At 27.5% G+C, this 17,001-nt stretch carries 20 protein-coding genes; 10 read left to right on the top strand and 10 right to left on the bottom strand.

The genetic code is table 11. From position 1 onward, the window contains the following. Positions 1-134 (bottom strand): S4 domain-containing protein (locus ABY298_RS09775; protein ID WP_372745867.1); only part of this gene is annotated, 134 nt, incomplete at its 3' end. A 220-nt stretch (positions 135-354) separates the two neighbouring features. On the opposite strand from ABY298_RS09775, the gene ABY298_RS09770 reads away from it, so the two are divergent. Continuing rightward, positions 355-990, top strand: coding sequence for a hypothetical protein (locus tag ABY298_RS09770; protein ID WP_372745866.1), 636 nt, complete (start codon positions 355-357; stop codon positions 988-990). Between the two features lies 1 nt (position 991). Here the strand turns inward: ABY298_RS09770 and ABY298_RS09765 are convergent, their stop codons facing one another. After that, positions 992-1,834, bottom strand: a complete 843-nt coding sequence (locus ABY298_RS09765) for a universal stress protein (protein ID WP_372745865.1) — start codon at positions 1,832-1,834, stop codon at positions 992-994. Between the two features lie 174 nt (positions 1,835-2,008). Here ABY298_RS09765 and ABY298_RS09760 point away from each other — a divergent pair, with 174 nt between their 5' ends. From ABY298_RS09760 to ABY298_RS09720, 9 genes are all read left to right on the top strand, one after another. Next, the gene (locus ABY298_RS09760; RefSeq protein ID WP_372745864.1) at positions 2,009-2,446 is read left to right on the top strand and encodes a hypothetical protein; all 438 of its coding nucleotides are present in this window, start codon (positions 2,009-2,011) and stop codon (positions 2,444-2,446) included. Between the two features lie 230 nt (positions 2,447-2,676). Further along, positions 2,677-3,993 carry a TolC family protein gene (locus tag ABY298_RS09755; protein WP_372745863.1) on the top strand — a complete coding sequence of 439 codons (1,317 nt, stop codon included), beginning with the start codon at positions 2,677-2,679 and terminating at the stop codon, positions 3,991-3,993. After that, the gene (locus tag ABY298_RS09750) at positions 3,990-5,204 is read left to right on the top strand and encodes an efflux RND transporter periplasmic adaptor subunit (protein ID WP_372745862.1); all 1,215 of its coding nucleotides are present in this window, start codon (positions 3,990-3,992) and stop codon (positions 5,202-5,204) included. Before ABY298_RS09755 ends, ABY298_RS09750 begins: the two co-directional genes overlap by 4 nt. 8 nt (positions 5,205-5,212) lie before the next feature. Beyond that, on the top strand, positions 5,213-5,956 hold the full coding sequence (locus ABY298_RS09745; protein ID WP_372745861.1) for an ABC transporter ATP-binding protein: 744 nt from the start codon (positions 5,213-5,215) through the stop codon (positions 5,954-5,956). 10 nt (positions 5,957-5,966) lie between these two features. Beyond that, positions 5,967-7,184, top strand: a complete 1,218-nt coding sequence (locus ABY298_RS09740) for an ABC transporter permease (protein WP_372745860.1) — start codon at positions 5,967-5,969, stop codon at positions 7,182-7,184. A gap of 23 nt (positions 7,185-7,207) precedes the next feature. Continuing rightward, a complete protein-coding gene (locus ABY298_RS09735) occupies positions 7,208-7,573 on the top strand; it encodes an arsenate reductase family protein (protein WP_372745859.1) in 366 nt (121 codons plus the stop codon). A 100-nt stretch (positions 7,574-7,673) separates the two neighbouring features. After that, positions 7,674-8,024, top strand: coding sequence for a carboxymuconolactone decarboxylase family protein (locus ABY298_RS09730; RefSeq protein ID WP_372745858.1), 351 nt, complete (start codon positions 7,674-7,676; stop codon positions 8,022-8,024). Between the two features lie 46 nt (positions 8,025-8,070). After that, a complete protein-coding gene (locus ABY298_RS09725) occupies positions 8,071-8,919 on the top strand; it encodes a flagellar motor protein MotB (RefSeq protein ID WP_372745857.1) in 849 nt (282 codons plus the stop codon). A 203-nt stretch (positions 8,920-9,122) separates the two neighbouring features. Further along, the gene (locus ABY298_RS09720) at positions 9,123-9,698 is read left to right on the top strand and encodes a DUF502 domain-containing protein (RefSeq protein ID WP_372745856.1); all 576 of its coding nucleotides are present in this window, start codon (positions 9,123-9,125) and stop codon (positions 9,696-9,698) included. Between the two features lie 8 nt (positions 9,699-9,706). On the opposite strand, the gene ABY298_RS09715 is transcribed toward ABY298_RS09720, so the two are convergent. The 8 genes from ABY298_RS09715 to ABY298_RS09680 form a co-directional block, all read right to left on the bottom strand. After that, entirely contained in the window at positions 9,707-10,183 is a 477-nt protein-coding gene (locus ABY298_RS09715) for a hypothetical protein (protein WP_372745855.1), read from the bottom strand. A gap of 110 nt (positions 10,184-10,293) precedes the next feature. Beyond that, a complete protein-coding gene (locus tag ABY298_RS09710; RefSeq protein ID WP_372745854.1) occupies positions 10,294-10,422 on the bottom strand; it encodes a hypothetical protein in 129 nt (42 codons plus the stop codon). 456 nt (positions 10,423-10,878) lie between these two features. Beyond that, positions 10,879-12,057: a class I SAM-dependent methyltransferase gene (locus ABY298_RS09705; protein ID WP_372745853.1), complete on the bottom strand. Its 1,179-nt coding sequence runs from the start codon at positions 12,055-12,057 to the stop codon at positions 10,879-10,881. A 4-nt stretch (positions 12,058-12,061) separates the two neighbouring features. After that, the gene (locus ABY298_RS09700) at positions 12,062-12,601 is read right to left on the bottom strand and encodes a DUF1697 domain-containing protein (protein WP_372745852.1); all 540 of its coding nucleotides are present in this window, start codon (positions 12,599-12,601) and stop codon (positions 12,062-12,064) included. A gap of 3 nt (positions 12,602-12,604) precedes the next feature. Beyond that, on the bottom strand, positions 12,605-13,687 hold the full coding sequence (locus ABY298_RS09695) for an AI-2E family transporter (protein WP_372745851.1): 1,083 nt from the start codon (positions 13,685-13,687) through the stop codon (positions 12,605-12,607). Between the two features lie 12 nt (positions 13,688-13,699). Next, a complete protein-coding gene (gene ggt / locus ABY298_RS09690; RefSeq protein ID WP_372745850.1) occupies positions 13,700-15,394 on the bottom strand; it encodes a gamma-glutamyltransferase in 1,695 nt (564 codons plus the stop codon). Next, the gene (locus ABY298_RS09685; protein WP_372745849.1) at positions 15,391-15,984 is read right to left on the bottom strand and encodes an ACP phosphodiesterase; all 594 of its coding nucleotides are present in this window, start codon (positions 15,982-15,984) and stop codon (positions 15,391-15,393) included. The genes ggt and ABY298_RS09685 overlap by 4 nt, the downstream gene beginning before the upstream one ends. A gap of 86 nt (positions 15,985-16,070) precedes the next feature. Beyond that, positions 16,071-17,001 (bottom strand): sugar phosphate isomerase/epimerase family protein (locus ABY298_RS09680; RefSeq protein ID WP_372745848.1); only part of this gene is annotated, 931 nt, incomplete at its 5' end.

Raw genomic sequence — 17,001 nt, 5'->3', positions numbered from 1 at the left:
CCTAATTGCGTTGGTTTTCCATTAATGGTAACTTTTCCATCAACAATTAGTTTTTCAGCCTCTCTACGTGAGCAAATTCCGGTGCTACTAATGTACTTATTTAAATTGGTTGAGTTTTGGTTTGTATTTTCCACAGATATCTATTTACCGTCGCAATTTACTAAATAAACGGTATTTTAATGTGTATTTGTTAAAATCCATTTGTTTTTAAAACAAGAACTTGCTTTTTAAATTCTAAACTAGATTAACTAAACAGTTGAAGTTTTATAAATAAAAGCTAAAAAGTATAAATTGATATACATCATTTTGTAAATTTTTATTAATGGTTAATTTTATTAAATAAAACCATAAAAGATGAAAAATTTAGGATTATTAATAGGGTTATTTTTTCTGACAATGGCTTGTTCGTCAACCAAATTTATTGATAGTTGGAGAAATAAAGAAGTACAAGAATTTAAACCAACCAAGCTCTTAATTATTGGAATGACCGATAATTTAACTGCGAGAAACTATTTTGAGGAAGAATTATCTGAAGCTTTTATTAAAAGAGGAATAAATGCTCAACAAAGTATAAATGTTTTTAATGGAACGTTTACAAATGGTAAAAAATCGGAATTAGAAATTGATGAAATGATAGCGAATCTTTCTAAAGAAGGCTTTGATGCAGTTATTATTACAGCAATAAAAGGCGTAGAAGAAAAGGAGAATGTTTTAGATAATTATAGATATGTTAATTATAGATGGGCAAAATTAGGAAGGTATTATTACAAATTTCAAGATATTTATTATACACCAAACTATTATGAAACCTATAAAGTATATCATATAGAAACTTCTGTTTATAATATAAATTCAGACGAAGATAAATCGTTGGTTTGGGTTGGTGCATTAGATATTGTAAATCCACAAAAAATAGCATCAGCAATAAAAGGATATAACAAAAAAATTATTCGTCAATTTGAAAAGGAAAATTTAATTCCAACACCGTAAGTTAATAGTTTTCTTCTCTAAAACTTAAAAGAGGAATATTTATATAAGATTCAAATTTTTTAACCAAATCACCGTGTAAAAAATCATTTAAAAAACCTACTTTTTTACGTTCAAGCATTGCTATAATATGAGCGTTATTTTCTTCTATATATTCGTGTAATGTGTTTAAAATATCATCTGAAAAAAGTAATTTAAATTTTAATTTTTTATATGTAACCTTTTGGTTTACAAGCTCTTTAAACCATTCCATTTCGTCAAATGCCTTGTTGTTATTTTCATTAGCAATATGTACAACTTTAATAGTACTATTTAATTTTTCGGCTAATTGGGCTAATTCTTTAATAGCAAAAATATCTTCTTTTTCAAAGTCTGTAGCGTAAACAAATGTTTTAAAATTATATTCTTCAAACTCATTAGGGATTGCTAATACTGGACAAATGGCTTTTTCAATTAGTTTTTTGGTAGTGGTTCCAATAAAAAAGTCTTTAAATTTATTAATACCTTTCATTCCAACAATAATTAAAAATGCATTTAATAATTGTGCTTTTTTATTAATTTGATCTACAACAGATACACCTTCAATAGCTTTTATTTTACAATTGGTTTTTTCAAAATCTTGAAGTAGATGTTGTTTACAAAACAATTCTAATTCAGCTGTTTTTTTTGCTGTTATTTCTTTATCTGTTAAAAAGTTTGGTTCTTTAATACTAGCGGCAAAAGTTGAATAGTTATAAATATTAATTACAAAAAGTGAAGTATTGGTTTTTTTGCACAATTCGGCAGCATATTTTAATGCAAAAATAGCGCTGGTTGAAAAATCTACGGCACATAAAATAGTTTTCATAATTTCTGGTATTAGATTTAGCTAATACTAAAAATATTCATTTTTAATGAATTTTTTAATGATATGTATCAAGTAAAAGCAGTATAAAATTGATAGTAATCATTTCTAAAAATGCCATCCTACTTTAATTTTACTATAGGGAATTTAGAAATTTTTCTCGTAAAATTTATTGTTATGAGCACTTTTAGATACAGACCAAATGGAACATACATTTTTGATGCAAATTGGCAAGATTTGTATGTGTTAACAGAACATTGGAAATCTGATTTGTTATTTTATAAAGATGACTTACGATTTTTAAATAATTTAATTAATAAATATATTATTTGGGTATCCAAAAAAGAAAACATTAAACAAGTAAAAAAAATTGAAATAAGTTTAGATAAAACTGAAAAAATATGTGAAGAATTGTTAGAAAAAGTAAAATTACATTTAAGTCATTTAGCTGGTTTAATAGATAATCCGTTTAAATACGATTCACATACATTTAGAACTGAACATCAAATATTGGAAGATAAATTAGCTGATTTTGTAAAGTTGTTTCGTAAAACTAGAAAAGAAACTTTTAAAGTATCAGAGCATATAATTGAATCTGAACAGTTAACAAATTGAAAATTAATTATTCATAATCCTTATTTGTATAATTCTTACATATTTAGAAAAACGCACACCAAATAGAAATAGCGTTGGCAGAGTTTATAATAAATTAAAAGTTTTCTCAATGGCTTATTAGGATATAAAAAGTAAAGAATTTGCATAAATTTTGCAGATAAATTTAGCTGGTAGTAAAAACGAGAATTAGCAAATTCTAAAATTTTATCACGTTTTAAAAAGGTGAAGAAATGAATAGGTTTAAATTTAATTTTGTTGTTTTTATACTGCAATTAACTTGTGTAATAGCTTTTCCGCAAGATAGTTTGGTACTTAATTTAAATAATGCCATAAAAATGGCCTTGCAAAATAACACAGAAGTAGTTAAAACCAACTATCAATTAAAATCTGCTGAATTCTCTTTAAAAGAAGCAAAAGGAAATTTTTTACCTAAAGTTTCTTTTAGTGCACTCTACAACAGAAATATAGATAAGCAAGTGCTTTTTTTTTCTGAAACTAATGCAACAATTAAGTTAGGCTCAGATAATTTTTATTCAAGTTCGTTAGATTTTTCAATGCCCATTTATTCATCTCAAAATATAAAAAACAGAGATGTAAACGTTGCCCAAATAAATTTGCAGAAAGAAGTAAAAAGCGGAATTGAACAGCGTATTGTAACAAATACAAAACTCACATATTTTAACTATTTAATAGCTTTAGAAGTAGTAAAAGTACAGCAAAGTCAACTACAAAATGTAATGCAAATTTTAGTTGATATTAAAAAAAGAGTAGAAAAAGGAACATTAATTAAATACGATTTAACTGCAGCACAAGTTCAGGTAGCAATTGCAAAAAATAATTTATTAGAAGCCGAAAGCAACGTGTTACCAGCAGCCAATATGTTTAAAAAAAGTATTGGTTTAACCAATGTAGATAACGTAAAACTTATAGAACCAATAGATGATTTAGATGCAACAATTTTGTTGGAAGATGCTGAAAAACAATTGCTTTTAAATAACAGCCAATTAAAACAGTTGGCGTTAAATGTTGGTTTAAATAATCAAAAAATTCAATTAATTAAATCTAATTATTATCCAACAATTAGTGCTGTTGGTAACTATAATTTTCAATCTCAGGCAAACAATTTTAAAGTGTTTAATTATAATTGGGTACACACAAGTCTTGTTGGTTTACAATTTCAATATGTTTTATTTAATGGTACAATTACTAAAAATAAAGTGCAGCAAGCAATAATTGACAAAAAAATTGCGGAAGAAGATTTAAAATTCGCCTCTGAAGATTTTAAAATGCAATTAAAAGAAATGGAATCTTTAATAGAATTTTCAAAGAAAAAAGTTTTGGTACAGCGTGAAAATTTAGATTTAACAAAAGAAGCTTTTCAACTAGCCAAAAAACGATATCAGTTAGGAGTTTCAACTTTTTTGGAAGTTTCTAATGCAGAATTACTTTTTACACAAGCTAAATTAAATTGGTTAAAAGCAATTTTAAATTATAAATCGGCTTATTATAATTATCAAATGTTAATAGGTAAAGAAATTAAATTATGAAAAAAAACCGTTGGATTATTGTAGGAATTTTAATGGTGTCAATAGCAACTTATTTTGGAGTAAAATCAACTATAAATTCTAAAAAAATTGATTTTACGTTTACGCAAATTGAAAAAGGATCTATTGATGCTGTTGTATCTAGCACAGGTAAACTAAAGGCAATTAACACCGTTGAAATTGGAACACAAATATCTGGAACTATTAAAAAAATTTATGTTGATTATAATGATCAGGTTAAAAAAGGTCAGTTGTTAGCAGAAATGGATTTAAAATTATTAGAAACTAATTTGGTAAGTGCACTGGCAAATTTAGCTGTTAATGAAGCGAGATTAGACCAAGCAAAAGATGATTTTTTAAGAAATACAGAATTGTTTAAAGAAGAAGTAATACCAGAAAAAGAGTTTTTAAATTCTAAATACAATTATCAACAAACTAAAAGCGCCAAAGAAGCATCATTGGCAGCAGTAAATAACATAAAAGTTAGTATGGGTTATGCACATATTACATCGCCAATTAGCGGAACGGTTACAGAGCGTAGCGTTGAAGAAGGACAAACAGTTGCAGCAGCATTCTCTACACCTAGAATGTTTATTGTTGCCGAAGATTTATCGAAAATGCAAATTTTGGCAGATGTAGATGAAAGTGATATAGGTTATATAAAAACTGGTATAGATGTTCGGTTTACAGTACAAACTTTCCCTGAAAAATATTTTTATGGTAAAGTAAGTCAAATTAGGTTACAACCAATTGAAATTAATAATGTTGTTAATTATCAGGTGGTTATAGATGTTGAGAACAAGGAAGGATTGCTTTTACCAGGTATGACAACTTCTATAGAATTTATTTTAAAAACAGCTAAAAATGTGCTTTTAATAAATAATTCAGCATTTAGGTTTAAACCAAATGAATATATGTTAAAAGAAGTGAAACCAATATTGAAAAAAAATGCGGAAAAATATTTTCCAGATTCTACACGCGTAAAACTGTTAAAATTAATTGAAAATGAAGCGCTATACACTCCAGATAATTATAAGAAGGAATTTCCTAAAAATATTGAAGGGGTATTTTATAAAAACTCTAAATCTAAAATAGATTTTAAATTTATAGAAATTGGTGTAAAAACCGGGTTACAATCAGAAATTAAACGGTGGATTGATGGCGTTGAATTATCAGAAAATACAGAAATAATAAATGGAATTAAATCAGAATAATAACTAAAATGAACGTAAAAAAAGTTATAGAAACTAAAAAGTTAAGTCGTGTTTTTAAAAACGGAGAAATAGAAGTACGTGCTTTAACAGCTATTGATTTGGAAATTTTAGAAGGAGAATTTGTGGCTATTATGGGCGCATCAGGTTCAGGAAAATCTACATTATTAAATATTTTAGGGTGTTTGGATAAAGCATCATCAGGAGATTATTATTTAGATGGAGTTCACGTGAATAAGTTAAATAAAAATCAATTGGCAGATATAAGGAATGGTAAAATTGGCTTTATTTTTCAAAGTTATAATTTATTGTCTAGAACCACAGCACTAGATAATGTTGGCTTGCCTTTAGTTTATGATAGAACCGGACGATTTAAAAACCCTACAGAAATTGCAATTAAAGCCTTAAAACAAGTTGGTTTAGGAGATAGAATGTATCATAAAACAAATCAACTTTCTGGAGGTCAGCAACAACGCGTTGCTATTGCCAGAGCGTTGGTAAATGATCCTGCACTAATACTTTCAGATGAAGCAACTGGTAATTTAGATAGCAAATCTAGTATTGATGTGGCCGATTTATTTGTGCAGTTAAATAACAAAGGAAAAACTATTGTTATGATTACTCATGAGCCAGAAATTGCGCAGTTTTCTAAACGAATTATTTATTTAAGAGATGGAAAAATTTTAACCGATGAAATAGTTAAAAACAGAAGCACAAAAGAAAGTGCGCTACAAGATTTAGAAATTTCAGCTTAAAAGCATAAAAATGTTACAATTATTTAAAACATTTAAAGTAGCCTTTCAGGCAATTAATAAAAACAGAACTAGAAGTTTACTAACTGTTCTTGGAATTATTATTGGAGTTGGCGCTGTAATTATGACTATTTCTGCAGGAGAAGGAGCAACCAAACAAATACAAGATCAAATATCGGGTTTAGGAACCAATTTATTAATGATTTATACCAAAACTGAGCATAGAGGAGGTGCACACGTAAGAATGGGAAAACCTATTGATAAAAGAGATTTAGAAATATTACAAAAAAATTCAGTTTGGCTTACAAAAATATCTCCTTTAGTAGTGGATGCTATTCAGGCAATTGGACCAAAAGGCTATAAATCAACGGCAATTTATGGCGTATCACATGAGTATTTTGAAATTATGAGCCGAGAATTGTATTTAGGCGAAGTTTTTAAAGAAGATGATGTTAAAGCAGGTAAAAAAATTTGTGTTATTGGAGAAACCATTCGAGAAAAACTTTTTTTAGAAAGTGATCCAATAGGTAGGCAAATTAGAATAAATAAAATTCCTTTTACAGTAATTGGTTTGTTGAAAGAAGAAGGTCAAGGCACAATGGGCCAAGATCAAGATGATATTTTAATTGCTCCTTATACAACAGTTCAAAACAGATTAAAAGGCACCCAAAGTGGTTACGAAATGATTATGGCAAGTGCCATAAGTGAAAATCATATAGCTGATGCTAAAATTGAAGCAACTGAATTAATTAGAGAATCGCATAGAATTTTAGATGGCGATGAAAATGATTTTGATATTACTACACAAATTGAATTACAACAAATTACAGGAAATATAACAGGAATACTTACCATTTTATTGGGTTCAATAGCAAGTATTTCATTATTAGTTGGCGGAATTGGAATTATGAATATTATGCTGGTTTCAGTTACGGAAAGAACTAGAGAAATTGGAACAAGATTAGCTATTGGGGCAAGAGAAAGCGATATTTTAACTCAGTTTTTAATAGAAGCTGTTGTACTAAGTTTGGTTGGAGGAGTTTTAGGGGTTTTAGTAGGTATTGTTGGAAATCATATTATTTATAAACTCACAAACTTTTTTATACCAACAGCAATGTACTCAATACTTATTGGTTTCGGATTTTCAGCAATAGTTGGAATTGCATTTGGATACTTTCCAGCCAGAAAGGCTGCAAAATTAAACCCAATTGATGCATTAAGGTATGAATAAATAAAAAAATAAACACTAAAATTATGGGAGAAATAGCAACATCAGTCAGACAAATTACCTTTTACTATAATTCAAATTCTATAAGAGCAAAAAAAGCATTTGCGTATATACAAGCTCAAGGCCTGCCAATTTTAGAAATTGATATTTTAAAAACAAAATTAACCGGAACTCAAATCGCAGAAATTGCAGATAAATTACATATGGAAATAAAGGATTTAGTAAATCTTGAGCATCCATCGTATCATTCAGAATGTAGGTATCATAATTTTTCTGATAACGATTGGATTAAAATGATACAACATAATCCTCAAATTTTAAAGCAACCAATAGTAATTAAAGGAGATAAAATTATTTTAGTTGAAACCCCTTCAGATGTAAATAAAATTTAATGATTGATAACAATCATTTCAAATTATAGGATTGCTATGTAATTTTAATAAAGGTAAAATTATAGCATGATATTTATTTAATAACTTAAAAAAAATAAAAATGATAACCGATTATTGTAAATATGAAAATGATATTCAAAAATTACTGGAACAATTGGAATACGCTATACCGTATACAATGACAGGTTTAAAAAAGCTTCAAAAAGTTTGTATTTCTTCAAGAGTTCTATCAAATAAAACTAAAGAATTAATTGCATTAGGAATTTCAATTTCAAGTGGTTGTAAAGAAGCAATTGCAATTCAAATTGAAAATGCACTAAAGGCAGGAGCTTCATCTGAAGAAATTTATGAAACTATGAGTGTTGCTATTTTAATGGGAGGAAAGCAAGCTATGTTTTATGGCTGTGAAGCATTAGAGGCATTAAATCAGTTTATAGTTTTAGAAAAATAACAGCGAATTGGAGTTGCAGTTATATTAATATTTAAAATTTTATAGTATGAAAACTTTAAAAATTATAGCGGTAATGTTTTTGTTGATATTAACATCTTGCGTAAGTCAAAAAAAATATGCCACTTTACAAACACAATTAACTAATTCTCAAAATGAATTAAAAAATTGTACAAATGAACAATTAATTTTGGAAACAAATTTAGCTAATGAGAAGAGTAAAATTGAGAAATTAGAAAGTCAGATGGATTATTTTAAAAGTACCAATACAAATTTATTAGATCGTTTGTCAGATCTTTCAGTGGTAAGCAAATCAGGTGCAGAAAGTATTAAAAAATCGTTAGAAGCTTTAAATGAACAAAACCGATACATAAAAAATTTAACAACTTCAATGCAAAAAAAAGATTCACTTAACCTTGTTTTAGTGATGAATTTAAAAAGATCTTTGGATAATTTTGATGATGAAGATATATCTATTGAAGTAAAAAAAGGAGTAGTATATGTTTCAATTTCTGATAAAATGTTGTTTAAATCTGGAAGTTACACTATTGGTGCTAGAGCTAAAGAAGTTATTGGAAAAATAGCTAAAATAATAAATGATCATAATGAATTAGATATATTAATTGAAGGGCACACAGATAATGTTCCTATTTTAACTGATTGTATGCTAGATAATTGGGATTTAAGTGTTAAAAGAGCCACATCAATTGTTAGATTAATGCAAACTGAATTTGGAGTTAAACCAGAAAGAATGACAGCGGGAGGAAGATCTGAATTTATTCCAAAAGAAACCAATGAAACAAGTGCAGGAAGAGCAATAAATAGACGAACTGAAATTATTATTTTACCAAAACTAGATCAATTTTTTAATTTATTATCTCCTCCAACAAATAATTAAGTAGCTAAAAAAGGGTACAAATCAACTATTTTAAAAAATAAAAAATCTCAATTAGTAATCTTCTTAATTGAGATTTTCTATTATAAATTATAATATATTTTAATAGATAGTATTTAATTTTAAAATTGAATAAATTACGTTACATTAAAGTTTAAATTTGTGCCTTACATTTTGTAAGGTAACTATTAAAGAGAAAACAAATTATGAAAAGACTGGTTAATTATTTTTTACAAGGATTATTATACATTGCTCCAATGAGTATTACTGCATATATAGTGTATTCATTATTTACTTTTATGGATGGATTATTACAAGAGCAGTTAATAAAATTCTTTGGAATTGAAATTCCTGGTTTAGGGGTTTTAACTTTAGTTGTGTTCTTAATTTTTATTGGATTTATTGGTAGAACTTTTATTGCAGATCCATTAAAAGTTTTATTTAAAAAAATAGTAGAAAGTATTCCCCTTTTAAATTTTGTATATACCGCTTTTAATGATTTGTTTAAGGCGTTTGTTGGTAAAGAAAAAAAGTTCAATCAACCTGTGTTGGTGAAAGTGAATTTAAATTCCGATTTAGAAAAGTTAGGTTTTATAACTGAAGAAAATTTAGAAATGTTAGGAGAGAAAAATAAAGTAGCAGTTTATTTTCCTCATTCTTATAATTTTTCTGGAGAACTATTTATTGTGCCAAAAGAAAACATAAAACCAATAGCCATGAACTCTAGTGATATTATGAAATTTGTTGTGTCTGCAGGGTTAACAGGTTGGGAAAAAAAGTAAAAATTTAATTATTTAAATTTTTTTGGAACTTGCATATTATCATCCATTTCTTTTTTTAGGTCTATTGCCTGTATATAGATAGACATTTTACTTCTAATAAAATATAAAAGTCCCATTACAATAGCTGCAATAGGCACAGTATAAATAAACTCTACTTCATCAACATATTGTACGCTATCATTAATTACAGTTATTAGTTGGAATAAATATACAGTAATTGGTATTAATATTACATGTACCCACCAATGCTTACATGTTAAAAACCAAATAAGAAAAAGAAATAGAGGAACAAATTTTGAAAAGAACCAGTAAGTAAAAGTATAAAAATCGACAAAATATCCCGAGTTAATAACTCCAAATAAAGTATCATATGATTTTATTCCTTGAGTCATATTTTTATTTATAAATAATAAATATGGAGAAATTAATATTAGCAGAGCTATAATACTACCTACAAATAAAGATTTTTTTCTAAGGTTAAGCATTAAAAAATGGTTAGGGGTTAATCAATCCAAATATACTAAAAAAGTTAATATAAACACAAAAACCACAATAAAATATTGTGGTGTTTAATTATTATAAAAAATATAAATTATTAAGCTTGACTAGGTAATTGTATATCTTTTCTAACTGCGGTATCATCAGTTGAAGTAGCGCTTAATACTGTTACGGCAACAAATGCAGTTACCATAAGTAATCCGAAAATTAACTTTAATTTTTTCATTTTTAGTAAGAATTAAATGATTAGTAAGAGTATCAAATATAAACCTTATCTTATAAAAATGCAATAGAATTCCGTTTATTTTTTAAAATTTTTAAAAAATAAATATACGGAAAGTTATTTTTCTTTATTTTTCAATAGTTGCGTAGCTATTATTACTTTAAAAAAACTTTCAAATTTTATGAATAAAACTTCTATTTTGGAGAATTTTAAAAGCATGTTTCATTTTTTTTTAGCATAAAATCGGGTAATTTTATCTTAAAAATAATTTATTACAAATTCTCTCCGTAAAAACTTGTAAAACAGGGACGCTCTTATGCAGCAAATGTATGTAAAGATATTTATTTAACCAAATAAATTAAAGCTAAAAACGTTTTAATTGCTTTTTATTGTTAAAAACGTGTATTTTATTAGTAAAAACTATCCGTTTGTTTTGTTTTTAGCATTTAACATTGTTAGCTATTTTAATTTAGAACAAATTAAAATAGTTAAATTATTGTTTATATCAGTAGTAAAAAATAAGTATTGATCACCTCCATCTTTTAATCCTGTTTTTTTTCTAATTTGCTCTACGGTTTCTGGAAAGTTTCTAGTGGTAATATTTGCCTTTTTTGTTGGAATTAATTTTTTAAGCAATTTTTTATCATAAGGAATACAGTTTTCAATTTTAAAACTTCTTCCAGGAAAATCAATTTGCTGGTCAGAAGTATATAAGTGTGAATTAGGATGTAATTTATCAATAGTTAATTGTTCAGCTATTTGTGAAAAACCACCGGCTTTTAATATGGATGAATTAGGCTCGTAAATATAATTTTTAGCAACTGAATAGGTTGGGTTACCATTTGCGCCGTAAATAAAACTAAATTGCTGATTGCTGTTTCTATTAAAATTAATTGTTTTTATTGAAATTGGTTGGGTATAATTTTTTTCTAAAATAAATAGAAGTTCTTTTACCTCATTATCTATGGCAACTACGTGAACTTCTTTTACAAATTTTAATTCGTTAATGGCACTTGTAATGTCTAAAATAGGAGAGGTTTTAACCAAAATATTGTTTGTTTTAGAAAACAATAGTGTTAAGTTATTTGGTATATCTGGCAAACAATCTCCTAATAAAAATACTTTTCCTTTAGCATCGTTTCTTCTAGATGGATCTGTATAAATCCAATCGTATATTGTATTGTCTTCTTTTAAAAGTTGTAAACCGTCAATATTAATAGTTTTAATATTTGTAACTTTTAATTGTAGATAATTATGAGTTACTATCTCAGATAATTGGTTATTTATTTCACAATGTGTTACGTGGTTAACATTTTGTGAAAAATAATAAGCGTCTACTCCAAAACCTCCTGTGATGTCGATTATTGAATTACCTGAAACTAAATTTGCTTTGTAGTTTGCTGTTATTTCTGATGAGGTTTGCTCAATATTTAATTTATTTGGATAATAAATATTTTTATTTGAAAACCAGGTTGGTAATTTGCTCTCACATTTATTTTTTGATACTATTTGTTCAGCAATTTCTTGAATTGTAACATTTTTAAAAGGGCTACCTTTTAAAATTAATTTAGTTATTATTGTTTTTAAATTAGAATTGATAAAATCCTGTATTTCTGTATTTAAAATAGTATAATTCAAAATGTTAATTGCTTAATTCTACAAGTTTTGTAATGGTGTTCCAGTTTCTGGAAGTGCCCTTTGTTTTAAGTTTTGATTCAATAACGTTTAGAGTAAATTTAGAACGTCCTACACCATTTGGGAAATAAGAAAATATGGTGTTTCCTTTAACAATTACTTCTTCTTTGTTTGTACAATAGTTATTGAGTAAAGGAATGCCTTCTTTACTAGGTAATTGATCTAAAACTGTTACGTGTAATTTTTTGATATTAATACCATCTCTTTTTAAAAATATGTTTGATGAAAAAATGGCGTTAATTTCTTGTTTGGTTAAAACTATTACAAATACTTTATAATTGTATTTTTCTTTAATTCCTTCGGTAATTTTAGTTATAATTTCCATTTTATTTAAAATTGCACTTTTAAAAATAATATTACCACTTTGTATATAGGTAATTACATTTTCAAATCCTAAGCAAATAAATAAATCCTTAAGGTCAACCATTTTTATAATATGTTGTCCAGACACATTTATTCCTCTTAAAAGCGCAATATATGTGTTCATAAACTATAAATTCTTAGTTAGTGATTTTACAATTTTATTATTAGCTAAAAATGCTTTTAAAATTACTTTTAAAGCTGTGTAGGTTGGTATAGCCACAATCATTCCTGTTACACCAAATAATACGCCAGCAATCATAATTACTAAAAATATTTCTAACGGATGCGATTTAACACTGTTTGAAAATATTAAAGGTTGACTTAAAAAATTATCAATTAACTGAGCAATAACATACCCAATCATTACATATATGGTTGTTGGTAAAATTACTGTTTGAAAGTCTTCGCCTAAATTACTACTCATTGTTAAAAATAACATTAAAATACCTCCAATAAGCGGACCGATATAAGGAATTAAATTTAACAAAGCACATAAAAATGCTATTACAACAGCGTTTTCTATTCCAAAAATTGCAAGTACAATGGTGTAAATAATAAATATAATAAGTATTTGAAAAACTAAACCAATAAAATATCTAGACAATAAATTATGGATAGTTTTTAATGAGTTTTTAAGTTTGCTTTCACTTTTGTCATTCACTAAAACGTATAAAGACTTTTCCATAATCTCGGTATCTTTCATTAAGAAAAAAGTTATAAAAATTACCGAAAACAATCCAATGCTTAAGTTGCCAACGGTTCCAATTACAGAGTTCAATAGATTTGGAATTGCAGTTATATTTTTAAATAAATCGGCATTTTTAAGTTCATTTAAAATATCAATATTTTGAGCTAAAAAATAATCGTTAATTTGGTTTAATAAATGTGCAATTGTGTACTGTAGTTGCTCCATATTTAATAATGATAAGTTTTCTCCTTGTTTCATTATTAATGGAATAAACATACTTATAAGACCAGATAAAATTGCAATAAAAAAGGACATTGTTGTAATTACCGCTAAAGTATTTGGGAATTTTAAGCGCTGTTTTAAAAATCTAATAATAGGGCTTCCAATTAATGCTATTACAGCTGAAATAGCAATGTAAATTAAAATTGATTGAATTTTGTATAGAAATAACAATAAGAGTCCAATACCTATAATTATAGCTAATGCTTTTAAAATTCCGTTAGTTATGGTATTTGAGGTCATAGTAATTTTTTTTTAAAATCCAATTGCAGTATCATCGCCTCTATAATCTGCGCCACCTTCTAGTTTGCCATTTGGCAATTTTAAAATAGCATCAACTTTACCAATTATAGTGGTGTTTTCTTGTTTAATTTTATATCCTTTTTGGTTTAAATTTTGTATTAATTTCTCATTAAATCCGGTAGGTTCCAAGGTAATTACATCGGGTAACCATTGATGGTGAAACCTTGGCAAATTTACAGCATCTTGCATTCCAAAACCAAATTCATACACATTTAAAATAGTTTGCATTACAGATGTTATAATAGTTGAGCCTCCAGGAGAACCAACAGACATATAAAATTGATTATCTTTTTCAACAATTGTTGGAGTCATAGAACTTAACATTCTCTTTTCTGGAGCAATAGCATTGGCTTCAGCACCTATAAGTCCAAACATATTTGGTGTTCCTGGTTTGGAGCTAAAATCATCCATTTCGTTATTTAAAAAAAAGCCAGCTTCAGAAACATATACTTTAGAGCCGTACGCACCATTTAATGTAGTTGTTGCAGAAATTGAATTTCCAAAAGAATCTACAATAGAATAATGTGTAGTTTCATCACTTTCAACAAAATTAAAATTTCCGTGTGTTATATTTGATGAAAGTGTGGCTTTTTCCCAAGAGAAATCATTCATTCTATTGGTATTGTAAGTTGCTGAAATTAATGTGTCTATTGGGATTTTTACAAAATCTGGATCTCCTAAAAAATAAGACCTATCGGCGTAGGCTCTTCGTTCTGCTTCTGTAATTAGTTGTACAGATTTTAATGAATTATGACCATACGATGCAATATTAAAAGGTTCTATAGCTTTAAGTATTTGAGCCATACAAATTCCACCACTTGATGGTGGCGACATAGAAATTATTTTTAAGTTTTTATAGGTAAATTCAACGGGGTTTCTCCATTGAGCTTCGTATTTTTCTAAATCTTCTTTAGTAATAATTCCTCCTAATTGTTGAACGTAATTCACTAGTAAATCGGCAGTTTTTCCTTGGTAAAATTCGTTTCTGCCGTTATCACGAATTCTTTCTAATGTTTTGGCTAATTGAATGTATTTTATGGTATCATTTGTTTTCCAATCTGCATCCAACAATATTGTTGTATTGTTTGCTTTGCTAAAATTTGGTTTGTAATGCTTAATTCTTTCAGCTTGTTTTTCTGTAACAATAACGCCTTTGTTAGCTAAATCAATAGCAGGTTGAATTAATTCAGAGAATGGTAAACTTCCAAATTTTTCATACACTTTAAACATTCCATCAACAGTTCCAGGAACTCCAATTGCCATTGCTCCAAGTGTACTTTTATTTTCAATAATTTCACCGTTTTCATCTAAATACATATTTTTTGAAGCTGCCAAAGGTGCTTTTTCTCTGTAATCTAATGCGCCAGTTTTTCCATCATTAGTTCTATACACCATAAATCCACCACCACCAATATTTCCAGCAAAGGGATAGGCAACAGCCAAAGCAAATTCTGTTGCAATCATGGCATCAAAAGCATTGCCGCCTTTTTTTAATATGGAAACACCAATTTTTGAAGCTTCTTCTCTGGCAGAGACAACCATAGCATTGTCTACTATAAGTCCTGTGTTTTTTAGTGTTGTAGTTTTAGTTGATTTACATTGGATAAAAATCAACATTACACAAAGGGTTAATAAAATGTTTTTCATTGTTCTAATAAAATAATTGTTTTTTGATTTGTGAATTCTTGTAAGTCATTAAAAAATAGCGTAAAATCTTCTTCAAATTCTAAATAATGAATTTGTAAATCTTCAATAGCCAAATCCATTTGCGAGATTCCTTTAGTTCGTTTGTTCATTCCAGCTAACACACGCGCAATTCCATTTATTGTAGCATAGCTTACTAGCCAATTAAATTCTGTCATATACGGAAGCATATTTTGAGCTCTTAATGGAAGTATTTCGTTGTTTTTCTCTAAAAATTTATAAATATTTTTAGCATACACATTTAATGGTATTTCTGAGTATTTTTTCCAGTTTTTTGCTAAAAAGTGATCATATAAAATATCTATAATTACACCACTATAATGATTGTATCTTTTGTGTAAACGGCGTTTACTTTTTTTTACAATTGGGTGCGTATCTGTGTAATGGTCAATCGCTCGGTGTAATAGAATTCCGGCTTTTATTTCTTTTGGATAATTGTTGTATTTGTTGCCTTTAACAGCATCAGCAATAAAATTGCCGATTAAAATATTTTTATTGCTTTTTGAAAGGTATAAATGCGCCAATATATTCATACAAAAGATTTAAAAACAATGATACAAAAAAATCCGCTAATTGCGGATTTTCAATTTTGTTAATTTTATTAAAACACGTATAAATATTATTGATTTACTTCTTTCCAAACTTTTCTAACATAATCAACATCTTTTTTTATTTTACTTAAAATTTCTTGGGTATTCATTGTTGGTATTCCACCTTTTTCTGCTCCTCCCAAATCATATTCTACGTGTAATGATGCAGGAACTTGAATATTGTGCTTTTTAAGTAAAGAAAAATATGAGTAAAAATCAATCATTCCTTCTCCAATTGGTACATAAGCAATATCCCATTTACCGTTTGTTTTTTCCCATTTAAAATCTTTAACCACTATAGAGTTAATGTTTGGTTTAATTAATTCAAAACCAATTTCCCAATTATTGCCACCTTCAACAGAGGCGTGCATAATATCGTATTGTGAACCTAACTCTTTTGGATTAATATCAGACAATATTTGCTGTAAGTCCCAAATGGCAGAACCAATATAATGTCCATAATGATTTTGATAACCACCACTAATTCCAATTGTTTTGTTAAGCGCTGCTAATGCATTAAATTTTGTTTTTGCATTTGTTAAATTTTCTGCTATGGTAATACTTCTATCGTATTTTAACCAATCTGTTCTATAGCATTCAAATCCTTGTTCTTTTGCAGTTTCCAAAACCAATTGTTGTGTAGCATTGTTTGCAGAAATTACATTTGTTGATATCATTCTTGGAGTTAATCCGTATAATTTCATTAACTCTGTTGCTTTTGGAAGATCTGTTACAACATTTTCAGGAAGCACGTGACCTTTAGGTCTAACAGTTAAATCTACGCCGTCAAATCCTAACTCTTTAGTGGTTTTGCATAGTTCTTTATAATCTAAAAACTGTAAGCATTTTGAAAAAAGATGGATTTCAAGGTTGTTTGTTACTGCCTTTTTAGAAGAAAATAGCGCATTTGAAATTGCATCCATTGGAAATAATAAAGTTCCACTTGCCAAAGTTGTTTGT

It is taken from the genome of Lutibacter sp. (genome assembly GCF_041596795.1).
Classification (GTDB): Bacteria; Bacteroidota; Bacteroidia; order Flavobacteriales; family Flavobacteriaceae; genus Lutibacter.
The sequence above is the reverse complement of the archived record's forward strand: the minus strand, read 5'-3'. Positions and strand labels throughout refer to the sequence as shown.

Excerpts from the sequence above, each read along its gene's own strand:
- ABY298_RS09770 (WP_372745866.1), top strand. The coding sequence starts at position 355 with ATGAAAAATTTAGGATTATTAATAGGGTTATTTTTTCTGACAATGGCT.
- ABY298_RS09765 (WP_372745865.1), bottom strand. The coding sequence starts at position 1,834 with ATGAAAACTATTTTATGTGCCGTAGATTTTTCAACCAGCGCTATTTTT.
- ABY298_RS09760 (WP_372745864.1), top strand. The coding sequence starts at position 2,009 with ATGAGCACTTTTAGATACAGACCAAATGGAACATACATTTTTGATGCA.
- ABY298_RS09755 (WP_372745863.1), top strand. The coding sequence starts at position 2,677 with ATGAATAGGTTTAAATTTAATTTTGTTGTTTTTATACTGCAATTAACT.
- ABY298_RS09750 (WP_372745862.1), top strand. The coding sequence starts at position 3,990 with ATGAAAAAAAACCGTTGGATTATTGTAGGAATTTTAATGGTGTCAATA.
- ABY298_RS09745 (WP_372745861.1), top strand. The coding sequence starts at position 5,213 with ATGAACGTAAAAAAAGTTATAGAAACTAAAAAGTTAAGTCGTGTTTTT.
- ABY298_RS09740 (WP_372745860.1), top strand. The coding sequence starts at position 5,967 with ATGTTACAATTATTTAAAACATTTAAAGTAGCCTTTCAGGCAATTAAT.
- ABY298_RS09735 (WP_372745859.1), top strand. The coding sequence starts at position 7,208 with ATGGGAGAAATAGCAACATCAGTCAGACAAATTACCTTTTACTATAAT.
- ABY298_RS09730 (WP_372745858.1), top strand. The coding sequence starts at position 7,674 with ATGATAACCGATTATTGTAAATATGAAAATGATATTCAAAAATTACTG.
- ABY298_RS09725 (WP_372745857.1), top strand. The coding sequence starts at position 8,071 with ATGAAAACTTTAAAAATTATAGCGGTAATGTTTTTGTTGATATTAACA.
- ABY298_RS09720 (WP_372745856.1), top strand. The coding sequence starts at position 9,123 with ATGAAAAGACTGGTTAATTATTTTTTACAAGGATTATTATACATTGCT.
- ABY298_RS09715 (WP_372745855.1), bottom strand. The coding sequence starts at position 10,183 with ATGCTTAACCTTAGAAAAAAATCTTTATTTGTAGGTAGTATTATAGCT.
- ABY298_RS09710 (WP_372745854.1), bottom strand. The coding sequence starts at position 10,422 with ATGAAAAAATTAAAGTTAATTTTCGGATTACTTATGGTAACTGCATTT.
- ABY298_RS09700 (WP_372745852.1), bottom strand. The coding sequence starts at position 12,601 with ATGAACACATATATTGCGCTTTTAAGAGGAATAAATGTGTCTGGACAA.
- ABY298_RS09695 (WP_372745851.1), bottom strand. The coding sequence starts at position 13,687 with ATGACCTCAAATACCATAACTAACGGAATTTTAAAAGCATTAGCTATA.
- ggt (WP_372745850.1), bottom strand. The coding sequence starts at position 15,394 with ATGAAAAACATTTTATTAACCCTTTGTGTAATGTTGATTTTTATCCAA.
- ABY298_RS09685 (WP_372745849.1), bottom strand. The coding sequence starts at position 15,984 with ATGAATATATTGGCGCATTTATACCTTTCAAAAAGCAATAAAAATATT.